At 35.3% G+C, this 23,018-nt stretch carries 25 protein-coding genes; all 25 read right to left on the reverse strand.

Translation table 11 applies throughout. The annotated features are described in order from the left end of the window. Positions 1 to 4: 4 nt before the first annotated feature. The 25 genes from MKY81_RS04350 to MKY81_RS04470 all read right to left on the reverse strand — a co-directional run bounded on the left by MKY81_RS04350 (position 5) and on the right by MKY81_RS04470 (position 22,817). Complete coding sequence (locus MKY81_RS04350; RefSeq protein ID WP_066232910.1) at positions 5 to 412, reverse strand: S1 domain-containing RNA-binding protein; 408 nt, start codon at positions 410 to 412, stop codon at positions 5 to 7. A gap of 74 nt (positions 413 to 486) precedes the next feature. Next, positions 487 to 888 (reverse strand): FtsB family cell division protein, encoded by a 402-nt coding sequence (locus MKY81_RS04355; protein WP_066232912.1) that lies wholly within the window; start codon positions 886 to 888, stop codon positions 487 to 489. A 53-nt stretch (positions 889 to 941) separates the two neighbouring features. Then, complete coding sequence (gene yabQ, locus MKY81_RS04360; protein ID WP_066232915.1) at positions 942 to 1,580, reverse strand: spore cortex biosynthesis protein YabQ; 639 nt, start codon at positions 1,578 to 1,580, stop codon at positions 942 to 944. After that, a complete protein-coding gene (gene yabP, locus MKY81_RS04365) occupies positions 1,577 to 1,885 on the reverse strand; it encodes a sporulation protein YabP (RefSeq protein ID WP_066232918.1) in 309 nt (102 codons plus the stop codon). Before yabP ends, yabQ begins: the two co-directional genes overlap by 4 nt. A gap of 176 nt (positions 1,886 to 2,061) precedes the next feature. After that, positions 2,062 to 2,328: an RNA-binding S4 domain-containing protein gene (locus MKY81_RS04370; protein WP_066233009.1), complete on the reverse strand. Its 267-nt coding sequence runs from the start codon at positions 2,326 to 2,328 to the stop codon at positions 2,062 to 2,064. 45 nt (positions 2,329 to 2,373) lie between these two features. Continuing rightward, positions 2,374 to 3,834 (reverse strand): nucleoside triphosphate pyrophosphohydrolase, encoded by a 1,461-nt coding sequence (gene mazG, locus MKY81_RS04375; protein WP_341116885.1) that lies wholly within the window; start codon positions 3,832 to 3,834, stop codon positions 2,374 to 2,376. A 20-nt stretch (positions 3,835 to 3,854) separates the two neighbouring features. Further along, a complete protein-coding gene (locus MKY81_RS04380) occupies positions 3,855 to 5,417 on the reverse strand; it encodes a putative polysaccharide biosynthesis protein (RefSeq protein ID WP_341116886.1) in 1,563 nt (520 codons plus the stop codon). Positions 5,418 to 5,550: 133 nt separating this feature from the next. Further along, a complete protein-coding gene (spoVT, locus tag MKY81_RS04385) occupies positions 5,551 to 6,087 on the reverse strand; it encodes a stage V sporulation protein T (protein ID WP_066232923.1) in 537 nt (178 codons plus the stop codon). A gap of 216 nt (positions 6,088 to 6,303) precedes the next feature. Then, a complete protein-coding gene (mfd, locus tag MKY81_RS04390; RefSeq protein ID WP_341116887.1) occupies positions 6,304 to 9,834 on the reverse strand; it encodes a transcription-repair coupling factor in 3,531 nt (1,176 codons plus the stop codon). 87 nt (positions 9,835 to 9,921) lie between these two features. Further along, complete coding sequence (locus tag MKY81_RS04395; RefSeq protein ID WP_108071115.1) at positions 9,922 to 10,152, reverse strand: anti-sigma-F factor Fin family protein; 231 nt, start codon at positions 10,150 to 10,152, stop codon at positions 9,922 to 9,924. Between the two features lie 71 nt (positions 10,153 to 10,223). Then, positions 10,224 to 10,781: an aminoacyl-tRNA hydrolase gene (gene pth, locus MKY81_RS04400; RefSeq protein ID WP_108071117.1), complete on the reverse strand. Its 558-nt coding sequence runs from the start codon at positions 10,779 to 10,781 to the stop codon at positions 10,224 to 10,226. A 177-nt stretch (positions 10,782 to 10,958) separates the two neighbouring features. After that, on the reverse strand, positions 10,959 to 11,585 hold the full coding sequence (locus tag MKY81_RS04405; RefSeq protein ID WP_107920741.1) for a 50S ribosomal protein L25/general stress protein Ctc: 627 nt from the start codon (positions 11,583 to 11,585) through the stop codon (positions 10,959 to 10,961). A gap of 151 nt (positions 11,586 to 11,736) precedes the next feature. Next, on the reverse strand, positions 11,737 to 12,693 hold the full coding sequence (locus MKY81_RS04410) for a ribose-phosphate diphosphokinase (protein ID WP_107920740.1): 957 nt from the start codon (positions 12,691 to 12,693) through the stop codon (positions 11,737 to 11,739). Between the two features lie 13 nt (positions 12,694 to 12,706). Next, positions 12,707 to 14,080, reverse strand: a complete 1,374-nt coding sequence (gene glmU, locus MKY81_RS04415) for a bifunctional UDP-N-acetylglucosamine diphosphorylase/glucosamine-1-phosphate N-acetyltransferase GlmU (RefSeq protein ID WP_341116889.1) — start codon at positions 14,078 to 14,080, stop codon at positions 12,707 to 12,709. Between the two features lie 259 nt (positions 14,081 to 14,339). Beyond that, positions 14,340 to 14,633 carry a septation regulator SpoVG gene (spoVG, locus tag MKY81_RS04420; RefSeq protein WP_058006092.1) on the reverse strand — a complete coding sequence of 98 codons (294 nt, stop codon included), beginning with the start codon at positions 14,631 to 14,633 and terminating at the stop codon, positions 14,340 to 14,342. 221 nt (positions 14,634 to 14,854) lie between these two features. Further along, positions 14,855 to 15,229, reverse strand: coding sequence for a RidA family protein (locus tag MKY81_RS04425; protein ID WP_066232941.1), 375 nt, complete (start codon positions 15,227 to 15,229; stop codon positions 14,855 to 14,857). A gap of 13 nt (positions 15,230 to 15,242) precedes the next feature. Continuing rightward, positions 15,243 to 16,064 carry a pur operon repressor gene (gene purR / locus MKY81_RS04430; protein WP_108071119.1) on the reverse strand — a complete coding sequence of 274 codons (822 nt, stop codon included), beginning with the start codon at positions 16,062 to 16,064 and terminating at the stop codon, positions 15,243 to 15,245. Positions 16,065 to 16,152: 88 nt separating this feature from the next. Continuing rightward, entirely contained in the window at positions 16,153 to 17,019 is an 867-nt protein-coding gene (gene ispE / locus MKY81_RS04435) for a 4-(cytidine 5'-diphospho)-2-C-methyl-D-erythritol kinase (protein ID WP_107921383.1), read from the reverse strand. A gap of 237 nt (positions 17,020 to 17,256) precedes the next feature. After that, complete coding sequence (locus tag MKY81_RS04440; protein WP_066232948.1) at positions 17,257 to 17,439, reverse strand: small, acid-soluble spore protein, alpha/beta type; 183 nt, start codon at positions 17,437 to 17,439, stop codon at positions 17,257 to 17,259. Between the two features lie 108 nt (positions 17,440 to 17,547). Next, positions 17,548 to 17,817: a biofilm formation stimulator Veg gene (gene veg, locus MKY81_RS04445; protein ID WP_066232951.1), complete on the reverse strand. Its 270-nt coding sequence runs from the start codon at positions 17,815 to 17,817 to the stop codon at positions 17,548 to 17,550. 253 nt (positions 17,818 to 18,070) lie between these two features. Further along, positions 18,071 to 18,949, reverse strand: coding sequence for a sporulation peptidase YabG (gene yabG, locus MKY81_RS04450; RefSeq protein WP_107921324.1), 879 nt, complete (start codon positions 18,947 to 18,949; stop codon positions 18,071 to 18,073). Positions 18,950 to 19,071: 122 nt separating this feature from the next. Beyond that, positions 19,072 to 19,950, reverse strand: coding sequence for a 16S rRNA (adenine(1518)-N(6)/adenine(1519)-N(6))-dimethyltransferase RsmA (gene rsmA / locus MKY81_RS04455; RefSeq protein ID WP_107921323.1), 879 nt, complete (start codon positions 19,948 to 19,950; stop codon positions 19,072 to 19,074). Beyond that, a complete protein-coding gene (gene rnmV, locus MKY81_RS04460; RefSeq protein ID WP_108071122.1) occupies positions 19,943 to 20,503 on the reverse strand; it encodes a ribonuclease M5 in 561 nt (186 codons plus the stop codon). Before rnmV ends, rsmA begins: the two co-directional genes overlap by 8 nt. Positions 20,504 to 20,624: 121 nt before the next feature. After that, positions 20,625 to 21,824 (reverse strand): ubiquitin-like domain-containing protein, encoded by a 1,200-nt coding sequence (locus MKY81_RS04465; protein ID WP_341116891.1) that lies wholly within the window; start codon positions 21,822 to 21,824, stop codon positions 20,625 to 20,627. A 222-nt stretch (positions 21,825 to 22,046) separates the two neighbouring features. Further along, a complete protein-coding gene (locus MKY81_RS04470; protein ID WP_108071126.1) occupies positions 22,047 to 22,817 on the reverse strand; it encodes a TatD family hydrolase in 771 nt (256 codons plus the stop codon). Between the last annotated feature and the right edge of the window lie 201 nt (positions 22,818 to 23,018).

Below are 23,018 nucleotides of genomic sequence, written 5' to 3' on the forward strand. Positions count from 1 at the left end.
CAAGTTAGCCTCGTCTAGCACCACGGCCACCACGTTTTGATTCAGTATTTCTCTTTAATGATGATAATCGATCTTCACTATCCTTTAAGAAGCGCGCCATTTTTTGCTCAAAATTTTCCTTTGTACGGAAGTTATTATTGGGCTTATTTTGGCGAGGTCTGTGTGTTTGGCTTTGTGTCTGTTCTTTCGCTTTTCGTATAGAAAGACCAATTTTACCATCCTTCTCATTGATCACTTTTACCAGTACTTCATCGCCGACTTTTAAATGCTCGTTAATGTCTTTAACATAATTATCAGCGACTTCACTAATATGAACAAGTCCAGTTGAGCCTTCTGGTAATTCTACAAACGCTCCAAAATTTGTGATGCCTGTTACCTTTCCTTGTAACTTGCTGCCTACTTCGATTGACATAAAAAATGTTTTCCTCCTTAATAAGATAAAAAATAAACCTTACTATATATTATAGCCAACGACAAAAAAGGGTGTCAATATAACTCATCTTCTTCTTCTTTTTCTTTTGGCTCCGGAATATTAAAAATGATTTCCCCATCTTGTGAAAGAAAATATTCGCTTCTTGCAAGCTTTGCTATATATTCATCATCGTTCAATTTTACTACTTCATCCTTTAATAGCGACTTTTTCTTATCCAATTTTGCTATAGTCTTTTCCAACTTTACCTTTTCTTGTTTCTTTTCCTTAAGAAGATCATTCCTAGAAATAAGAGTGGAAATTAAGATATAAGAAAAGGCAACAGTTATTATTAATAATAACGATAAACGACGAAAAAGCAGTACTTTTTTCCTTGCTAATGCTCTTTCTTTTATTTCTTGTTGTTTTGTATACGTATTTTCCATAGTCATAATTTTTTGCCTAGATTTGCTACCCATTTCTACCCCTCCTTTTCTAGTAATGAGCACATACTTATTAAAGATAAGCCAGTTTATTTATTTCTGTTAACACCAAAAATGAATTTAAAACCATTTACTAATTTATTCGTTCCTTTTTTTGCAGTTCCTTCAATTCCTTTATAAAATTTTTCGATATATTTTTTAACAGATGTCGGGAATACTCGCCAAAAAGTTTTGCAAATCCAAATAATTGGTTTAAATAGAATCTTTACCATTAATAATATCATCTTAAGAATAAATTGTACAAGGGAATATGAACCTTTTCCTATTCCGACTAAAATCGTAATAAATAAAATAATCATCCATTTTAAGGGATTGTATATTATGGTTGTAAATAAGTCTTTAAGAAATGAAACGATTGCTATTGTAATATTAATAATTGTTTCCAATAGCTTAAGATAGGTTGTTTTCATTAACGCTTGATAAGCAGCAAAACCACAGACTAGTGCAACAAAAATGTAAAAACGGATTTCCCCAAAGTTCACCAAAAACAAAATATAAAATATCAGTAAGCCTTGCAATAACCAAAACATGACATCATGAATAAAAACAATCCAACGCTTCCTCACACTTCGCTTTAAAAATCGATTATACGTGTCAAGGGTGGCACCAAAAAAGCTTCCCATGGAGATCATGGCAAGCATGGTATAAAATTGAGTAGCCAAGCTCATCGAAATATTTTGCTAAAGAATCCTTTAGCTTTCTCTCCATGATGATCATCTAAATAGACTAAATCGAAAACCTTTCCTTTAATGGATACGACCCCTTTATCAACATCCAGGTTTTTCATTTGCAGATTTTGACCACGAATCGATAAAAAGCCCATAACTGTTTCGAGTAAAAATTCCTCATTATCAAAACTTTCCACTTGTTTAACGCCAGTAATATCTAAGAGTTTCCTCCCTCTCATCATCACGTCATGTTCTTGGGTTGTTGTCGATTTACTATTTGGTGAACTATCATAATATTGATTCAAAAAACTCCCCCACTTTCATTACGCAGTTCTAAATTAATTGAACAAGCTTTGTATTATATGTATGACAAGCTTTTAAAAAAAAGAACTTTCCTCTTTTTAAAAACTTATACAGGGGGATACTAAAAAATAAAGGTTAACCAAAAAGTACCATATAAAAATACTTTTTGGTTAACCTACTATTGTTCTACATTTATTCGTTCTTCCTTAAGGATAGAATACATATTTGCCGCATCCTCTTTACGTGTAGATTCCTGGAGATTTGTAATTTTTACCGTAACAAGCTTTTGCCCAAAACGAACCTGTAATTCATCTCCCACCTTTACATTCGAACTTGCCTTTGCAGTTATACCATTTATTGTGATTCTCCCCTGATCTGCTACCTCTTTTGCTAATGTTCTTCTCTTAATTAACCTCGATACCTTTAAAAACTTATCTAAACGCATTGTTGACATGTATATCACCCCATTTAAAATCTTAACGTCGCTCTTTTATAATCCTTTGACTTTCGCTTCATTCCAAATGCGGTCTAATTCATCTAATGTGAATGCTTGAAAAGGTTTTCCGCTATTCTTTACATAATTTTCAATATAGGAAAACCGTCTAATAAACTTTTGATTAGCCATTTCAAGTGCTTCTTCCGGATGAATAGATAAAAGACGAGCCGCATTAACGATTGCAAATAAAAGATCACCCAACTCCTCAAGCTGATTCTCTTTATGTTCATTCGTCATTTCTATTTCAAATTCCTTTATTTCCTCATGAACTTTTTCCCATGCATCCTTTGCATGATCCCAATCAAAACCTAATTTAGTTGCATATTTTTGTAAATTAAACGCTCGCATAATTGCCGGTAGTCCTTTTCCCGCCTGATTGACGATAGACGTCTCCCGCTCACCTTTGCCTTTTTCCTCCGCCTTTATTTCATTCCAATTTTTCACAACCTCTTCAGCATTTGAAACATTCCGATCACCAAACACATGGGGATGTCTTCGAATCATCTTTTCAGAAATACTTTCAATTACATCGTCAATAGAAAACATTCCTTCATCCTCACCAATTTGTGAATGGAGCATGACCTGTAGAAGAACATCCCCAAGCTCTTCTATCATATGATCAATATCATCTTCATCAATCGCTTCAAGTAATTCATACGATTCTTCAATTAAATATTTTTTCAATGATTGATGGGTCTGCTTTTTATCCCAAGGACATCCATTTGGCCCTCTTAATTCAGAAATAATCTCTCTTAACGCGGTAAATTCCTTAAGCAATATTTCTTTCATCGGAGGGATGTAAAGACTTGTTAAATTATTCAAGGAAATTTGTCGATCTAATTCAAAAAGAGGCACCTTTTGTATTAATTCTTTATCACTGCCGGCTGCTGTTACAATGATTACCTCGTAGTCATCCGGATATTTTTCCATTAAAGTAAGTTTCACATCTGAAGCAACATACGCATCATATACTTGACCAATGATAAGGTGTTGCGTCGTGCGAATATCGTGTAAATGTAAATCTGTCCCATCTAAAAGCTGAAAGCCTTCAATTGGATCGGCTTTAACAGCGGAAAATAGCGCGTCGATAAAGCTTTGCCCTCCACCAATCGTAATCGCTATATTTTGCTTCGGTCCTTCTTCTATCAATAGTTGGACGGTTTTTTCAGCAACTAGCGGATGACCCGGAACACCATAAATGATATTTTCACTTTTTGCAGCAACCAAAAGAAGTTGAGTTATCTCTTGGTACACATCTTCAAATTGATCATGTCTTTCATATACATAATCAAAACTTGTATAAGTCAAACCTTCCCCTTCAAGTTCGCGAATGACGGGATGTTCCTTTGTTCGTAGATAAATTTTATTATCACCCTTTAATAATCGGTACACACCAAGAGGGAGCTGTTCCATGTTTCCAGCACCTAATCCTATAATTGTGATCTGTTTGGCCATACTAATCCTCCATCTTCGTTTTACTTCGTATGTATAAAATGTTTCCCAAATGGGATGCTCTCTAATTCTTTTTCATTTAATAGTTTTAAAATCTTTACCATGAATATATAAACGATTCCTCCAACCATCACACCGCCCAAAGCATTAATCGTACTCCATAATCTACTAGTCAGGTTAAAATAGATAAAAACGGCCGTCCAAAAACGCAAAATAAATGCCATAAATAACGCACTTACAATAACTTTTGCGTAAAAAGAATAAGCTAATAATTGTATACCCATCTTTTTTAGCTTATATATACACAATACTAAGATTACTATTAAGGCAATAACTGTTGATAAACTGGCCCCTATTGTCCCATATTTAGGAATGAATAAATAGTTTCCAAAATACTTCACAGCCACTCCGATAAGCACATATATCGCCGAATCCTTAATTAATCCTATTCCTTGTAATATACCGGACATCGTTAAAATCATTGAGCTGAAGAGTATTGAAATTGAAAAAACTTGAAGAACTTTCGTACCATCGTTAGTAGAAAACAACATGATGTTTGTTGGTTCCATGATACAAATGATGCCTACTGTTGCTCCTAATCCGACAATTACACTAATTTTTATAGCCAATCCAATTTTATCAAAAAAGTCAGCTTCCCCTATTGATGTTCTACTTGAGGTCAATGCCGGTACAAGTGTTAAGGAAAAAGATGTCGCAACGACTGTACCTAATTGAATTAACGGCTGCCCTCTGTCATATATCCCCTTTAGTCCCTTCGCTTGGTCAATTTCCATACCCGATTTAACTAATAAAGAATAAATATTTAGTGAATCAACAAACTGGAACAAAATAAGAAGTGCCCCACTAATACATATAGCCAGCCCTTGTATCAACAACCTTTTGGCTACGAATGTAAATCCGCTTGTACGAAACTGCACATTACTTCCTTTATGTCGAAAGTAAAAAATGAATAACGTTATCAACGCTGCTGAACTGCCAATAATAGAACTTAATACTGTGCCGCTTCCAACTTTATAAAGGGAAGAACCATTCTTCACTAAAATAGACGCTAGTAAAAGGATAAAGATTACCCGAATGAACTGCTCTTGCACTTGTGAAATTGCAGTCGGCATCATGTTCCCTTTCCCTTGGAAATAACCGCGAATCGTAGAGATAAATGGCACAAGCAAAAATGAAAAGGATACGATTTTTATCAATGATGTTAATTGCTTATCTCCCATCCAACCTGCTATAAAATCGGAGCCAAAGAAGACGAACAAAAAAGTAAAAAGTCCAAATATACCAATTAGCAGGAAAGATATATAAACGATCTGACGACTATCCATTTCCTTAGTGGCTTCAGCTTCAGCAACTAATTTTGATATGATAACAGGAAAACCATATGTGGTTAATGCAATCGCTAGACCATAAATTGGATACACCTGTTGATAAATATAAAATCCAATATCACCAACTATATTTTGAAAGGGAACACGATAAACGGCACTTAATATTTTTGTAATAGTTGCCGCAATTGTTAAAATAAATGCTCCCTTAAGTAATAATCTTGAGTTATCAAAAGGCAATTTTTTCAACCTACCTCATTTATTCAAATCCTATGTATTATAGCATAACAGAAAAAAAAGAAGCAGGAATGACTGCTTCTTTAAAAAAGGATCGGGATCGTAGTACATACCTTTTGTATGTAACGTTCGTTTTTTAATGTTCCATTTGTCTAGCTAAAAACCCAGAAGCAGTTTCTGCTGCCTTTTGTTCCACTTCACCTAGAGTTCGGTCTTTAGAGAATAGGATAACTGCTCCAATCGGATCCCCATTTGCAATAATTGGTGAAACAGTATAAGAGGCCAACTCCTCTTCTACTCCTTCCACAAGGGCCGCTTGTCCCTTTTGCGTTACTAGGAGTGGATTTCGATCATCCATTACTTTTTCCACTTTTTCACCGATGTTTTTATTCAAATAATCCTTTTTGGATCCACCTGCAACAGAGATAACCGCATCCCGATCACAGATTAACACCTGGCAGGATAAACTGTCATATAAGGCCTCTGCATATTCTTTCGCAAAATCACTTAATTCACTAATTGGTGAATACTTTTTAAGAATCACTTCTCCATCGCGATCCACAAAAATTTCTAATGGATCTCCTTCACGAATTCGGAGAGTTCTACGGATTTCCTTTGGAATAACCACTCTTCCTAAATCATCAATTCGACGAACAATACCAGTTGCTTTCACCTTATGTTGCCTCACTTTCATCAGATGATTTTTTACATTATTTTATTACTATGGATTTAATTGAATCTTTTCCCTTTGTTGACATTAGTATCTTACATCTAAAAAGTTCTATACATATGACTTATATTTTCTGCTTCTTTTTGAAAAAAATAAATCCTTAATCTTCTTTTCCCTATTTTTTAGATAAAAAACATTAATATGAAAAAGAGCATATCATTAGCTGACATGCTCCTCTTCTTTTACTGCATCTTTTATCTCTTTTATAATTTGGTATGCGAGAGAAACCCATTTCTCTTGCTCTTGACCCTTTATGGCTAAAGTTATTTTTAGTTTATTACCATCCATTCCAAAACCTACAGATCGTCCATATTTATTTAAAGCCTCAACTAGTTTCGGACCATCCACATTTTTTGTTCCCTGTTCTGACATAAGAATGGTGATTTGTTGTTTCACTTGTTTGATTGACTCCAGCATTGCACTTGATCCATAAACCTTTATTTCAGCTACCATAAACAAAAGTGCAACCTGTAATGGATAATCACCAAATCTATCAATCATCTCTTCCTTTAACTCTTCAACTTCTTCTAGAGTAGTGATTCCTCTAAACCTTTTATACATCTCAATTTTTTGATGACCATCGGCAATATACGTATCCGGTATATAGGCATCTATTTCTAATTCCACTTCAAATGAAGGTTTGGTCGTTTGTCCTTGCCCTTTCCGTTCCTCAATTGCCTCTTTTAACATTTGAGAATAAAGATCAAATCCTACGGAATCAATAAATCCATGTTGCTGGGCACCAAGAATATTTCCGGCACCACGTATCGATAAATCTCGCATGGCAATTTTAAAACCGGAACCTAGTTCAGTAAATTCTTTAATCGCTTGCAATCTCTTCTCAGATACTTCGGTTAGAACTTTATCTTTTCGATACGTAAAATAAGCATATGCAACCCGATTTGAACGACCAACACGGCCACGTAATTGATACAATTGGGATAAGCCCATCCGATCCGCATCATACACAATTAACGTGTTTACATTAGGGATATCCACACCTGTTTCAATAATTGTTGTCGTTACTAATACATCGTATTCGCCCTCTAAGAAGCTTAATATAACTGACTCCAATTCTCCTTCTGTCATTTGACCATGAGCAAACGTTACCCGTGCATCGGGGACTAATGCCGATATTTCTTCCACTTTTCTTGCAATATCTTCTACTCTATTATATAGAAAATATACTTGTCCGTTTCTGGATAATTCACGTTCGATAGCTTCGCGAACGAAGTGACCATTATACTCCATCACATATGTTTGAACCGGAAAACGGTTTTCCGGTGGTGTTTCAATCACAGATAAATCCCGAACCCCCAGCATAGACATATGAAGCGTTCTTGGTATTGGTGTTGCTGTTAATGTTAATACATCAACATTTGTTTTCAATTGCTTGATTTTTTCCTTATGTGTCACGCCAAAACGTTGTTCTTCGTCAATAATTAATAAACCTAAATCATGGTACTGAACATCCTTTGAAAGAAGTCGATGTGTCCCGACAACAATATCTACCGTACCATTTTTTAACCCTTTTAATGTTTCTGTCTGCTGTTTTTTCGTTCGAAAGCGACTCAATAGGCCAATGTTAATTGGATAGTCTTGAAAACGCTCTTTAATTGTTTCAAAATGTTGCTGTGCTAATATTGTAGTTGGCACTAAAAAAGCTACTTGCTTACCATCCATAATCGCTTTAAATGCGGCGCGAATTGCTACTTCCGTTTTTCCATAACCAACATCACCGCATAATAAACGATCCATTGGCCGTTCCCTCTCCATGTCATGCTTAATTTCTTGCACAGAACGAAGTTGGTCCTCTGTCGGTTGATATGGGAAAGATGTTTCAAATTCTCTTTGTAAATCCCCATCAGGTGAAAAAGCGTACCCTTTTGCGGCTTCCCTTTCTGCGTAGAGCTTAATTAAATCATCCGCGATATCCTGTACAGATGATTGAACTTTTTTCTTCACACGCTTCCAGTCACTACCACCTAATTTATAAATCTTTGGTTCTTTTCCTTCAGAACCTACATATTTTTGAACCAATTCTATTTGTTCAACAGGTACATAGAGTTTATCATTCCCTTGATATCTTAAATGTAGATAATCTTTATGAATACCGTTAATGACTAACGTTTCTATTCCTAAATATTTTCCTATCCCATGATTCACATGAACAACATAGTCGCCTACTTTGAGCTCTGAATAGCTTTTAATTTTTTCCGCGTTAGACAATCTTTGTCTGTTTTTTGTCTTTTTCTTACTTTTGTTAAAAAGTTCTTCTTCTGTAATGACTGCCAATTTCATCATGGATAGTTCAAAACCAGTATTTAAAGTTCCTTCAATCACTTGTATATGATTTTGCAAAACCTTACCTCTATCTTCGATAACTGCAGCTTCGATTTCATAATCCTCTAAGACACTATGTAACTTATTTACACGGTTTTTATCACTTCCAAGAAAAATAACTGTGTAATGGCCTTTTTTCCAACGGTCAATTTCAGACTTTAATACGTGCATTTGTCCGTGGAAATTTTGCATAGGTCTACAAGTAATATTAAGAATATTTTGTGGGCTCGTGTTAGGAATATGGCGTAAAAATAATGACAAGTAAATACGAGAAAGAGTGGTTTGAACTAATAGTTTTGATAAACTATGTGACACCTCAATATCATGCACAATTTGCCCATCTTCCAGCATTGAAGTAAACCACTCTGCTTCTTCATTCAATAACCGATCATTTATTTCTTGGATCCGACTATATTCATCAAAAACTAATATACCATCACCGGAAGCATAATCTAGTAAACTAGTAGGAGTTTCATAGGCTAATGATGTATATTTAAAAAATTGTTCCGGTTTTTGTTTATTGCGAAGCATTTCGATATCATAGCCAATATTTTGAACTAACAGTTCTTTTGCTGAATCCTTTTTAACCTTTTTTAAAGTATTCGCTAAATTCTTTTCTAACTTATCTGCCACTACTAGTAACTTTTCAGGATCGATTGGCGATTCCGTAGCAGGCCCAATAATAATCTCCTCTACTTTTGTAAGGGATTTTTGATTTTCAAGTGAAAATAAACGAATAGAATCAATTTCAGTATCAAAAAGTTCTATACGAACTGGGTTTGCTTCTGTTAATGGGTAAAGATCAAGTATTCCTCCCCGAAGACTGAATTCTCCCGGAGCGCTCACCATCTCATTTCTTTGATAACCCATAATAATTAAATTGTTTAATATATTTTCTAAATCAATATCCTGCCCAATTTTGAATGACAGTTGATATTTTTTCCAAATTGTTGGGGATGGGAGAATCCTCCGCAATCCTGCCATAGGAACAATGACAATCCCTTTTGCCTTAGAAGTCATAAAGTTTAGGGCTTCAATCCTTTGTCCTTTTAACTCTGGACTGGCAATTCCAATTTCAGCTGCAATCAATTCATTTGCAGGATATAAATAAAGCATATTTTCATCAATAAAGCTTTGCAAATCTTCATATAATTTTTGAGCTTGAAGTAAATTATGAGTAACAATGATTAATTGCTGATCTACTTTTTGATAAATAGACGCAATAAACAATGCCCTTGATGAGCCTGATAGACCGGCAATAAGTTGTTCCTTCAAACCTGCCTCAATACCTGAGATTACTGAGTCCATTTCATCTTGCTGTAAAATAATCTTTTGTAAATCTTTCAAACTAATAGCCCCTCCCTCCAAAATAGAATTTATTTTATCTTTAATAATCCAAACAGAAAAATGCTTTGGAGCTTTTCCCCAAAGCGGTTAATGAATCAAATAATCATATTCATGTAAGTTTGGACTTCTTTCAAATGCCTCTTGGCAGTCCTCACATATGGAATGGATATGAATATTCCCATCTGATTCATATGAAACCATTTCCTGTCTCTCTTCATTTGTTAACATATCAATTCCAATGTGTTTTGAATGAAGTGATTGATGGTCAATACTTCCTATATTTGTACCACAATGACGGCAAAAATAATGAATCGCCATATTGAGGCCCCCTATCAACAGTACTTTTTATTTAGTATTAACCTGTTATTAGGGAGTTATTCACGCCAAGCTTAATTATAATTATTCATTACCTCAAGAAAAGGTTTCTTTAGCCATTCTTCACATGCATCCGCACTTTTTTGGATGGTAGTTTGTACTACCTCCCATTCATCCTTCCTAAACTTCCCTAACACATAATCAGGGACGGACATTCCATTTTCGGGACGATTGATTCCAATTCGAATTCGATTAAAATTCTGTGTTCCTAAATGGGCAATCGTGGATTTAATTCCATTATGTCCACCCGCACTTCCTTTTTGACGTAAGCGTATTTTACCTACCGGTAAATCCATGTCATCAAAAATGACGACAAGATCTTCTATAGAAATATTATAATAGTCCATAAGCGGACGTATGCTTTCACCGGATAAATTCATATATGTAAGTGGCTTTAATAAAATGAATTTTTCCCCATAATTATTTACCAACGCATATAAACCTTTAAACTTTGTCTGATTTAATGGGGTATGGAAACGTTTCGCCAATTCATCAATTACTTCAAAACCAATATTATGCCTTGTTCGGTCATACTGAGGACCGGGGTTTCCTAAACCAACAATTAATTTCATTCATCACACCTCTATTTTACTATATCATATATACATATTATCAATGTTACTTATTAATCCTTATCCTTTTATTATGTATATGAAGAAGATAAAAGTAAAATATTTAAAAAGGCGTAACCCCGCCCGGTTACGCCCGCTATTATTTTTCATTAAGGATAAAAATGTTTACTCATTAGGTTACTCTGTTGTTTCTCTGCCTTCTAAGTTGTCAGGAGTTCCTGGTTCTTGTTCTTCTCCAGTACTAATCTCCTCTTCTTGACGAGGAGCCAAAACTGAAGCAATCGTTAATTCATCTTCTTGTGTAATTTGGTATGGGTAATTACCTTTAATATCCGAAACCGTTATTGTTTCTCCAACTTGAAGATTCGTAACATCTACTTGAATTGCATCAGGCAATTCATCTGGTTTAGCAATTACAGTCAACTCATGAACTGATTGCTGCAGGACTCCTCCATCCCTTACCCCAGCGCTATCTCCAACTAATTCCACCCTAACGTTTGCTTCAATTTCAGCCTTCATATCTACTGCTAAAAAGTCTATATGAATAATATCCTTTTTAATACAATCCTCTTGATAATCGTTTAAAATAACGTTTCTTTTATTCCCGTTAATATTAAGAGAAATAACTCCATTTCTTCCCGCATCACGAATGACTTTTATAAAATCTGCTCCGCTTACATAAATCGGTGTATTTTCGACATTATACCCATAAATAACTGCTGGGATATTTCCCATATCTCGTAGGTTTTTTAATTCAGATCTTTGTTTTTTATTACGTTTAATTGCGTCAAGTACTGCCGCCATTATTAACAACCTCCTTGAATATGTAACCCTCTTACATATCTTTTCCCAAATAAAGAAGGGTCTAAACATAAATTAGGGAATTAGACGATAAGCCTTTGCTCATAAAACAAAAAAAGACCAGCAAAATGCCAGTCTCGCAATTCTTTAACTATTAATCAAATAATGTACTTACAGATAATTCTTCATGTACACGAATAATTGCTTCTCCTAATAATGCAGCGATTGATAGTTCAACAATTTTATCTGATTTCTTTTCTTCTGATAATGCAATTGAATTAGTTACGACTAATTCTTTAATTTTTGAATTATTTATACGTTCAATAGCTGGTCCTGATAGAACAGGGTGAGTACAGCATGCATACACTTCTTTCGCACCATTTTCTACTAATGCATTAGCAGCTAATGTGATCGTACCCGCTGTATCAATAATATCATCAATTAAAATGGCAATTTTCCCTTCAATATTACCGACGATATTCATTACTTCGGCAACATTTGGTCTTGGTCGACGTTTATCAATAATTGCAATTGGTGCCTTTAGACGATCGGCCATTTTACGGGCACGAGTAACTCCGCCATGATCCGGAGAAACAATGACAATATCATCGGTGAACTTTTTCTTTTTAAAGTAATCAGCTAAGATAGGTACACCCATTAAGTGATCATTTGGAATGTCAAAAAATCCTTGAATTTGCGGAGCATGTAAATCTAATGCGATCACTCTTGTTGCCCCTGCAGTTTCAATAAGATTTGCTACGAGTTTAGCCGTAATCGGTTCCCTAGCTCTTGCTTTACGGTCTTGGCGAGCATATCCATAATAAGGCATAACGATATTAATTGTTTTCGCTGATGCACGTTTAAGCGCATCAATCATGATTAGAAGTTCCATCAAGCTTTCATTCACTGGGGCACTAGTTGGTTGCACAACATATACATCGCACCCACGAATACTTTCTTCAATATTAATTTGTATTTCTCCATCACTAAATCGAGTGACAGAGCATTTACCAAGTTCTACTCCAACTACTTTTGCAATCTCTTCTGCTAATTTATGATTTGAATTTAAACTAAAGATTTTCAAGTTAGGATCAAGATACTGGTTAGACATGATGGACCTCCAATTATTGATTGTGTTTTAATTTATTTACATAATTCTCTTTATTCACTTGTCTTGCACGTGCAATGGATAATGCGTCGCCAGGTACATCTTTTGTAATAGTTGATCCCGCTGCAATATAAGCATTTTTTCCAACCGTAACAGGGGCAACTAAGTTGGAATTGCAACCAACAAACACACCATCTTCAATTTTTGTTAAATATTTATTTTTTCCATCGTAGTTTACAGTAATTGAGCCACAGCCAATATTTACATCAGACCCAACTTCTGCATCCCCTATATAACTTAAATGCGATGCTTTACTTCCTTTTCCAAACTTCGCTTTTTTAATTTCAACAAAATTTCCTATTTTAACGTCGTCGGATATATTAGAGTCTGGACGGATATGAGCAAATGGACCAATCTTTACATTTGCACCAATCGCACTATTATGAGCTACTGATTGCTGAATAACAGTCCCGTTATTGATTGTACAATCTTTAATTTCGGAATTTGGACCAATAATACAATCTTCACCAATGATCGTTTGTCCTGATAATTGTACACCCGGATAGATAACTGTATCTGATCCAATGATAATATCTACTTCAATATACGTTTGCTCCGGATCTATAATCGACACACCATTTCTCATATGATACTCATTAATCCGCTTTTTCATAATCCTTTCCGCATTTGAAAGAGCGATTCGATCATTGACACCTAATGTTTCGTCCATATTTTCTGTTTGATAAGCTGAAACAACTTCACCTTCGTTTTTCAAAATTTCGATTACATCAGGCAAGTAGTATTCACCTTGTACATTATCGTTAGAAACTTTGCTAAGTGCTTGAAATAAAGCTTTGTTATCAAAGCAAAAAACACCGGTATTGATTTCTCTTACTTTACGTTCATCTTCCGTTGCATCTTTATGCTCAACAATTCTTTCTACGAAGCCTTGTTCATTTCGAATAATTCTTCCATAGCCTTCGGGTTTTTCTGTATATGCTGTTAATATAGTCGCTTTAGCCTTTTGTTCCTCATGATGCCTCATCAATGCTTCCATTGTCTCTGCTTGTATGAGAGGGGTATCACCACAAACTACTAAAGTAATTCCATCTTTATCAGCTAAAATTTCATCCGCTTGCATAACAGCATGGGCAGTTCCCAATTGTTTTTCTTGAAGCGCAAAAGCTGTTTTTCCTTCTAGTTTTTCCTTCACCAATTCTGCACCATGGCCAACGATCGTTACCATTTTATTGATTTCCAATTTACCGATTTGATCAACAACATGTTCTACCATGGGCTTTCCACAAACAGGATGCAATACTTTATAAAGTTTCGATTTCATCCGTGTTCCTTGGCCAGCTGCTAAAATAACAGCAAATCGATTTGTCATATTTGGTCCCCCAATAAACCTTTTTATCCATAAAAAAATATATCGCAATTCAAACTTAATTTCAAGACAACATCGAGATATACAAAGAATTGTCAATTGTAAAAACCTTATTTTAAGAAATATATGGATTAGAATTCAAAAATGGAGGACAGAGGATTTCTATGTATGATGGAAAACTGAACATTACGGTTTTATCTTTCCCAGATCAGCATAAAAAAAGAGCCTTACTTTTTGGAGTAGGCTCTTGGTGCTTTATCTGTTAGGAAGCGCCAGCTTCTTCAAACTCAACTTCTTCTAACTCTCCCAAACGATGATACTCCGCTAATACTGACTCTTGAATCTTGCTTCTAGTATTAGAATTGATTGGATGAGCGATATCCCTAAACTCTCCATCCGGAGTACGTTTACTCGGCATTGCCACAAATAATCCATTATTCCCATCAATTACACGTATATCATGGACAACAAATTCATTATCTAGTGTAATAGAAGCAATCGCACGCATTCGCCCTTCTGTATTAACACGGCGTAATCTTACATCTGTCACTTCCATCCTACTCACCACCTTTTCACATAGATTGAATCTAGTTAAAGTATTCAACAGATTTTGATATATTCCTTCTTAAATTGTAAAATTTTTTAAAAAATTTATAGGGCTCTTATATTTTTTCATTTAAATTACTGCATATTAACTAATTGTTGACCAAATATACCTATTTTAAACAATTCCGGTATAAAAAAATCGGCTATTTTCTAAAAAGCCGATTAGAAATTCTATTTAATTAAAGCAATGACCTCTATTTCTATCGATACATCTTTTGGAAGTCTTGAAACTTCTACACAAGATCTCGCAGGCTTATGTGTAGAAAAATATTCTCCATAAATTTCATTAATTATTGCAAATTCATCCATATTTTTTATAAATACCGTTGCTTTAACCACTGTATCAAATGAAGCACCCGCTGCTTTTAAAACGGCATCTAAATTTTTAAATACTTGATGTGTCTGCTCCCTAATATCTCCTGTTACAAGAGATCCGTCTGGTGTAAGTGGAATTTGCCCGGAACTATAAAAAATATTATTCACGATCATTCCTTGTGAATATGGACCGATAGCTGCCGGCGCATCAACTGTTGATACTTTTTTCATAAAAAAATCCCCCTTATTTGTTCGTAAAATAATTACCTTCAATTACTTTAATCTTCTTTTCTTTTACATTGACATCCATTAATTTCACCAATGAAACATAGTCATCCACTAATCTTTCTTCTGCCTCTTCAGACTCCAATAATACCGCGATTCCTGCTAGTGATGCATTGAATTCATCTAAAAGATTAACCATTCCCTTTACCGTTCCGCCTGCTTTCATAAAGTCATCGACGATAAGGACTTTTGCACCTTCATTTAAGCTTCGTTTTGAAAGCACCATTGTTTGAATTCTTTTTGATGAACCTGAAACATAATTAATACTAACAGTCGATCCCTCAGTTACTTTACTGTCTCTTCGAACAATGACAACCGGTACATTCAAATAGGCGGCTGTTGCATGTGCAATAGAAATCCCTTTAGTAGCAACTGTCATTATGACATCAATATCAGTATCCGCAAATGATGATGCAAGCAATTTGCCCACTTTACTTACTATTTGTGGATTTCCAAGAAGATCCGTTAAATATAAATACCCACCGGGTAACAATCGATCGGAATCTGCAATTAACCGACATAATTCATTAATGAACTTTTTAGCATCCTCTTTATTCGTACGTGGTATATATTTTACTCCCCCGGAAGCTCCGGGAATTGTTTGAAGCGAGCCTATACCTTGCTTTTCAAAGGTATCTTTAATAATTGCCAAATCTTCACTAATTGAGGACTTAGCTGATTCATACTTTTCTGAAAAGAAGGTTAATGACACTAACTCTTTTGGGCGTTCAAGTAAATAATGCGTCATGTCTATTAACCGTTCACTACGACGAAACTTCAATGTCACACCTCCTAAAACCCGAATATTTAAAAATAATATTACATTAATGTACGGCTTTTGTCTATGGAACAGTTACCATTTATCTTTATTAGTCTGAAACTCTCTCTCCAAGCATCCGGACTGCATACACTTGGTCACAAAATCCCCTTAGTCCATTATAAATTCTTTGCAATCTAGAGTCGTATTGGACAAGTCCGAATACGGTTGGTCCACTTCCACTCATTAATACGGCATCCGCACCAAATCGTTCCATTTGCTCTTTAATGTGTTGAACTTCTGGATGCATTGATAAAGTTACACTTTCTAACACATTGCCAATACAGCTACAGACCGATGAATAGCTTCCGTTTTGAAGTGCTGCAATCATCGCATTGGAATCGGGGTGATTGACTTTAGATAGATCTAAATTACGATAGACATCAGCGGTCGAAACACCAATTGAAGGCTTCGCCAATATTACCCAACAATTAGGCGGAGCTGGCAAATAAGTGATTTTCTCCCCTCGCCCTTTCGCCATTGCTGTTCCACCATATACACAAAAGGAAACATCTGAACCAATTTCTGCTCCAATTTCAGCAAGTTGGTCTAAAGAAAGACCTAAATTCCATAGTTTGTTTAAACCTCTTAAGGTTGCAGCTGCATCACTACTGCCACCCGCTAAACCTGCGGCTACAGGAATTGCTTTATCAATGGTAATACTCACACCTTGTTTAACATTAAACTTTTCCTTTAGGACTCTTGCTGCTTGATAGGCTAAATTACGTTGATCATCGGGAACAAATCGATTCTGCGAAATAATCCGAATTTCATTTTCATTAATTTCGGATAATCCGATTCGGTCCGATAGATCAATCGTAGTCATAATCATTTCAACCTCATGATAGCCATCATTCCGTTTGTTTAGAACATCCAAAGTTAAATTTATTTTAGCCGGTGCTTTTATAAAAATTGTCAATATACCCACCCACTCTAATTCAACATTAATTTTCATTTATGTATTTATAAGTTTGTACTATTTTACCACAAACAATAATTGCCATATAACCTCTTCACAAGTATTGTATTTTACCATTTTCAAGCATTCTTTGGAAGTACTTATTATTTGCATATATTATATAGAAAAAAAGACCGAGGAATTCACTCGGTCTTACGGCATGTAAGTTATTATTCTCCTCGAGCTCGAGTAGCCTTTTTAGGAATTCTTCTTGTTAGCAAGTTGTTGTTGAGCGATTTCAACGGCACGTTTAACCATGTTTCCTGCATCTCTAGCCTTTATGCCGCCCCAGCCTTCTTGTTTAACGACATCATAGAAACCTAAATCTTTTGCTAGTTCTTCTTTGAACCGATCAGACATTATTCCTCTTGTTCTGCCCATAGTGAATATCCTCCTTTAACACGCCGCATATATAGTATGTTCGTACCTATTGTATTTATAAGTAACTAAAATATTAAAGCGCAAAACAAAAAGCAGTAAACATAATGTTTACTGCTGCCCTAATGCTATATTTCCTGTTGCTTCATCATAGAAGGTTAGTTGGACCGTTTCAGTAAGCACATCTGCATAGCTGTAGGAAACACGTTCAAACGAGTTTTCCTCTTGATCTAATTCGATGACAAAAACTGATGGATAAGTTTCTGCCAAAACACCCGAACGTTCAATCGTTTTTCTTCGTCCACCATTAGCTTTTAACATTAATCGTTTTCCTAAATTGGAATCAAGCGATCTTTTAATGTCAGTTAATGTTTTTGGCATTTCGCTCCACCTCACTATGTAATAGTATAACACTTTATTTGAAAAAGGTCAAATATAAAATAAATATTTTATCAATGAAACGATTGTACTGTCAACACTTTTCATTCATCAAAATAACAGTTTTTTTTACAACGATCTTTTCACAAATTACTTTTCCCAATAAAATAAATTATATGTAAGAAATTAATATATACCGTTTTAAAGGAGTAATAGAAAAGATCTCTAATGAAAAACATAATAGAGATCTTTTCATTTAGTCCTCAACTATTGGTTTATAAGGTGCACCTGTTCGAAGTACGCCCTTTGTTTCAATTCCTCCTAAACCCTTTTCACCAGTTAATGTATTACGTAATACATCCCATACATTAACTTGGTCCATAAAAGATGTGAAGCTAATTTTGGCAACAATATAGACTGGATCAAGCGCGTGAATATTAACCCTTAATGGGGAACTAGCAAAATTCGCTCCTGCATGAATTAGAGATTCAAAATGTGATTGACAAGCTCCTGCGAAGATAATTAATTGATCTAAATGTGGAACCTTTTTTCTTGCCTCAATTACGGTTCTTACAAAATACTTCGAATGTCTATATGCATTAATATCTGTCTTTTTACCTTTTGACTTAGAATATGAATCATGACCGGTAATGACTAATATGTCCGGCCGGAATTTATCAATTAACGGACCGATCTGCTGAGGCATATCTTTCTCATAGCAGTGTACACCGTATACTTTTACCCCGATCTTTTCATATAAATCGATACACTTTTTTAAATAGGAAGGATCCCCATCAAGATGAAGAACACGACCAGGAATATGGAAATAATTAAAGTCTTGACTGTAGCCATTTGTTGCTTCATATTCACGCTTTTGCCGCAATAGATCAATATCTTGTTGGAATAATTCAAGTGATTGTGCTTCTAACGATCGAAATTCCCTTGAGATTTTTGAACGTTCCTCCGAATCTACCGTGACAAGATCCGCAAATGGCGCATCCGCAATTAACCGATAATCCTCTCCATAAAGAATTGCCGTCTTTACACCGTTATTTTCTTTTATATCAATGACTCTAAATAAGAGGTCACAGTGATATGATTTCCGTCCCACAATTGAATTAATAGCCACGCCCATGAGGTGTCAACTCCATTGAAAAGCAAATAATCTTAACTTCTAACACTAGGCTATGCGAAAAAAAGGAAGTTGTGCAAAAAAGGGCAAACCAAATCTATATGGTAGCCCTTTTAATAAATGAATTATTTGTAGATAGAAAAAAGTTGATTAGAGAGAAGAGCAAATTCCTCAATGGAAAGCGTTTCTCCCCTTCTTGTTGGATCAATATTCGCTATGTCTAATGCCTTTAAAATCTCCATTTTCAGCTCTTTCCCATTCGGAAGTTGACTTGTAAGATTGTTTAAGATTGTTTTTCGTCTTTGTGCAAAAGATGCACGTGTGACTTGAAAAAAGAATTCCTCATTATCTACCTCGACAATTGGTTTATCGTGCAATGTCAATCGGATCACCGCTGAATCCACATTAGGTTGTGGCATAAACACGGTTTTCGGAACGACCATGACGGTCTCCGCTTTTGTGTAGTACTGAATCGCAATTGATAAAGAACCGTATTCTTTCGTACCTGGCTTGGCACTTATACGATCGGCTACCTCCTTTTGGAGCATAACAACTATTCCCCTTAGCGGCAAATGCTCAGATAACAGTCTAATAATAATTGGCGTTGTCACATAATATGGTAAATTGGCTACTACCATTAAATCATTAACGTCTTTAAATTCTTCTTCAACAATTTGATGAATGTCCGCTTTTAAAACATCCTGATGAATGATTTTAACATTATTATAAGGTGATAAAGTATCTTCTAAAATTGGAAGTAACCGCTGATCTATTTCAAACGCCACTACTTTTTTACTTGTCCTTGCAAGATGCTCAGTTAATGCTCCTATCCCAGGCCCGATTTCAATTGCACCAGAATCCTTTGATAATCCTGCATGCTCTGTAATATTTTTTAATATATTGGGATCAATTAAAAAATTTTGACCTAGGCTTTTCTTAAAGGCAAATCCGTACTTCTGTAAAATTTCTTTCGTTCGTACTGGTGTAGCGATGTCTTTATGCATTTTCTTCCTCCTGTAAAACCTTTTCAAAAGCCTTAATAAACGCTTCCTTACTAATTTGAAACATCATTAGTCGTTTATGTAGCTGTTTTCCGTTTGTATATCCTATTTTTAATAATTCACCCAGTCTTTCTCTTCTGTGTTTCGCTTTACTCCCACCAATTAATCCCGCAAGAATTAAGTCTTCCTGGGTGATTACTTCGATAATTTCCTCTTCCATTGTATGTGCCTCTTTTAAAGCTTCCCGTATAACCTCGGGGCTTGCATGCTCCACCCCGATCCCCTTTCCGGAAGTTGGTTTTGCATCCTTCTTTTTAATAAAGGCGTGCTTACAGCCGGGAACTTGTTCTGACACAATTCTCCGTATTCGTTCTCCGGGATAGTCTGGGTCCGTAAAAATGATTACCCCCCTTTTTTCTTGTGCCAGTTTGACCTTTTCAATTGTCATTTTCGAAACTGCCGAACCGTTCGTTTCGATTGTATCTGCATCAACAGCTCTTTTAATAGCTGTTGTATCATCTCTTCCTTCGACTACAATAATTTCTTTTATTTTCATTTTTCCTCCAAAATAATTGAAACATTTTTGTAACAAATTTCGTCTAATATTATAAACTACTTATATTATAATTGTATTAATAAAAAAAAGAAAAGCAGAGGGATATCCTCTGCATCAGCCATTAATTTAGAATTCGAATCTTAACTTGTTTTCTTCCCCATCTATATGCTTGGGAATTATTATTAAAAAATACATCAATTTTTCTGCCCTTTATCGCGCCACCTGTATCTGCTGCAACGGCATAACCGTATCCTTCAACATATACCTTTGTTCCAAGGGGTATGAAATTAGGATCCACGGCGATAATTTTTAAATTGGGATTTGAATGCAGATTTATTCCCGTTGCCGTTTGACCTGAACATCCATTGCAATTAGCAGTATAGGCCGTTGATGATACATAATATTCAGTACCGCCAGCTTCACTTTCACCACGAGAAACCTGAGCTGTTACAACTTTTGTTCCGACATTAACAATTTTTTCTTTACTTTCTTTTAGCGTTTTTTCGTTTATTAATTTGCGGCTAACTTCTTTCCCATTTTCCTTTGTTACTTCATATTCTTTTCTAACCAATCCATTTTGACCGTGCTGTATAATCTTTTCCTGACCTTTAAGAAGGTCTGCATCTTTTCTTGTTTGCACAGCATATTCAACTGGTTCTTCCACCACATCGCTGACTTTTTTAACTCTGATCACTTTGATTATATCTTCTGGACTAACTTTTTTATCTAGATCCGGTTTCGTACGATCTAAGTCTTCAAGTTTAATTCCCTGTTGCTTTAAAAAGTCAGCGACAGTAGTCGAAGTTGACCAAACCTTTTTTTTCTTCCCACCATCATTAAGTGTAAGTGAAAATGCTTTTGAAATATCTATTTTCATATTTTCAGAGATGTTCTCATCTAGTTTTGGTCTTATCTGGTCGTGACTTCCAATCTCAATATTTTCATCTTTAAGTAAGTCCTTTACTGTATCTTCTGTCGTCCAAACACTTCGCTGCTTTCCATCAATTGATAGATGTACTTGCTTCGCTGGTTCCCATACAAAGGATAGCTTATCCTTTACCGCCGTCTCCACTGGTAAGGACAAATAATCTTTTGAGTGTAATTCAATATCCAACTCCTCCAGAATATTACCTACTGTTTCTGAGTGTGTCCTTATAATCTTTTCCTTCCCATCAAGAGTCATAGCGACTGTTTTTTTAGTAGTTTCATAGGTAATTAACCCTAATGTCGCTACGAAAACGAGGGAACTGGTAACCACAATAGTAAGTCTTTTACTACTCGCTGTTTTGGAAAACAGGCTTTTCACATGCTTAAAATTCATGAAAATGAAACGCCTCCTTCTCTTCGTGAGATTATATAGACGATCTTGCCGACTGTCAACCCTCTTGTTTTTAAAAACCGTTATTCCTATTTTTTACATTTCCGAGAAAATAATCGGGTGACATATCGACAAGGTTATCCTATGAGGTAAGTGAGACATGTAGAACCTTTAATTTTTTTGGAAAGTTAGTGGACAAAGTGCTGATATATTCGACATTATCCTCTAACAATCGATTCCGAATAATCTTTTTGCATTCCTATTCGTTATTTCTGCCACTTCCTCTAATGGTATCCCCTTAATCATAGCAATTTGCTCAGCTACAAGCTTTACATATGCTGGCTCATTTCTTTTTCCTCTGTAAGGGTGTGGTGCTAAATACGGACAATCGGTTTCTATCAATAGGTGACTTAATGGAATCTCAGATGCTACTTCTTTTGGCTTTTTTGCATTTTTAAAGGTCACTGGGCCTCCTAAAGAGATGAAAAAGTTCATATCGATGCATTCTTTAGCCACTTCGGTACTTCCGCTAAAGCAATGCATAATACCGCCAACTTCTTTTGCATCCTCTTCTTTCAAAATGTCTACGATGTCCTGTGTTGCTTCACGATTATGAATAATAATTGGTAATTTCACCTTTTTTGCTAATCGTATTTGTTTCCGAAACACATCTTTTTGAATGTCCTTTGGAGACTTATCCCAATGATAGTCCAAACCCATTTCACCTAACGCAACTACTTTAGGATGTTTTGCTAGCTGTTCAATCCATGCTAAATCTTGTTCAGTCATATCAATCGCATCTACAGGATGCCATCCAACACTTGCATAAAGAAATTCATACGTTTCAACAAGCTCCATTGCTTTCGTGATTGTTGGTCGATCGAAACCAACGACAACCATATTGGATACGCCCGCTTCTTTTGCATTTTGAATCACTACTTCAAGATCTTCAGCATACTGTGAATCATTAAGATGAACATGTGTATCGAATAACATTATCTTTCCTCTTTTCCATTTTCATTTTATACTAAAAACTCTACACAAGCTTTGCATTCCTTTAACATTTACATTACATTTCATTAGGGAAATTTTCTCTCCAAATTGGTAAAACAAGGATATTTCATAGTCTAACATATCTATACATTCTTCGACATATCCTTGCCATCGACCAAATTTGGAATAATAAAATTGAGCTTA

The sequence above is a fragment of the Heyndrickxia sp. FSL W8-0423 genome (genome assembly GCF_038009395.1).
GTDB classification, from domain to species: domain Bacteria; phylum Bacillota; class Bacilli; order Bacillales; family Bacillaceae_C; genus Heyndrickxia; species Heyndrickxia sporothermodurans.

Excerpts from the sequence above, each read along its gene's own strand:
- MKY81_RS04350 (WP_066232910.1), bottom strand. The coding sequence starts at position 412 with ATGTCAATCGAAGTAGGCAGCAAGTTACAAGGAAAGGTAACAGGCATC.
- MKY81_RS04355 (WP_066232912.1), bottom strand. The coding sequence starts at position 888 with ATGGGTAGCAAATCTAGGCAAAAAATTATGACTATGGAAAATACGTAT.
- yabQ (WP_066232915.1), bottom strand. The coding sequence starts at position 1,580 with ATGAGCTTGGCTACTCAATTTTATACCATGCTTGCCATGATCTCCATG.
- MKY81_RS04370 (WP_066233009.1), bottom strand. The coding sequence starts at position 2,328 with ATGCGTTTAGATAAGTTTTTAAAGGTATCGAGGTTAATTAAGAGAAGA.
- mazG (WP_341116885.1), bottom strand. The coding sequence starts at position 3,834 with ATGGCCAAACAGATCACAATTATAGGATTAGGTGCTGGAAACATGGAA.
- MKY81_RS04395 (WP_108071115.1), bottom strand. The coding sequence starts at position 10,152 with ATGGCGATTCATTATTTTTGCCGTCATTGTGGTACAAATATAGGAAGT.
- pth (WP_108071117.1), bottom strand. The coding sequence starts at position 10,781 with ATGAAATTAATTGTTGGTTTAGGAAACCCCGGTCCTCAGTATGACCGA.
- MKY81_RS04405 (WP_107920741.1), bottom strand. The coding sequence starts at position 11,585 with ATGGCGGCAGTACTTGACGCAATTAAACGTAATAAAAAACAAAGATCT.
- MKY81_RS04410 (WP_107920740.1), bottom strand. The coding sequence starts at position 12,693 with ATGTCTAACCAGTATCTTGATCCTAACTTGAAAATCTTTAGTTTAAAT.
- glmU (WP_341116889.1), bottom strand. The coding sequence starts at position 14,080 with ATGACAAATCGATTTGCTGTTATTTTAGCAGCTGGCCAAGGAACACGG.
- spoVG (WP_058006092.1), bottom strand. The coding sequence starts at position 14,633 with ATGGAAGTGACAGATGTAAGATTACGCCGTGTTAATACAGAAGGGCGA.
- MKY81_RS04425 (WP_066232941.1), bottom strand. The coding sequence starts at position 15,229 with ATGAAAAAAGTATCAACAGTTGATGCGCCGGCAGCTATCGGTCCATAT.
- MKY81_RS04440 (WP_066232948.1), bottom strand. The coding sequence starts at position 17,439 with ATGGGCAGAACAAGAGGAATAATGTCTGATCGGTTCAAAGAAGAACTA.
- veg (WP_066232951.1), bottom strand. The coding sequence starts at position 17,817 with ATGCCAAAAACATTAACTGACATTAAAAGATCGCTTGATTCCAATTTA.
- yabG (WP_107921324.1), bottom strand. The coding sequence starts at position 18,949 with ATGGGCGTGGCTATTAATTCAATTGTGGGACGGAAATCATATCACTGT.
- rsmA (WP_107921323.1), bottom strand. The coding sequence starts at position 19,950 with ATGCATAAAGACATCGCTACACCAGTACGAACGAAAGAAATTTTACAG.
- rnmV (WP_108071122.1), bottom strand. The coding sequence starts at position 20,503 with ATGAAAATAAAAGAAATTATTGTAGTCGAAGGAAGAGATGATACAACA.
- MKY81_RS04465 (WP_341116891.1), bottom strand. The coding sequence starts at position 21,824 with ATGAATTTTAAGCATGTGAAAAGCCTGTTTTCCAAAACAGCGAGTAGT.
- MKY81_RS04470 (WP_108071126.1), bottom strand. The coding sequence starts at position 22,817 with ATGTTATTCGATACACATGTTCATCTTAATGATTCACAGTATGCTGAA.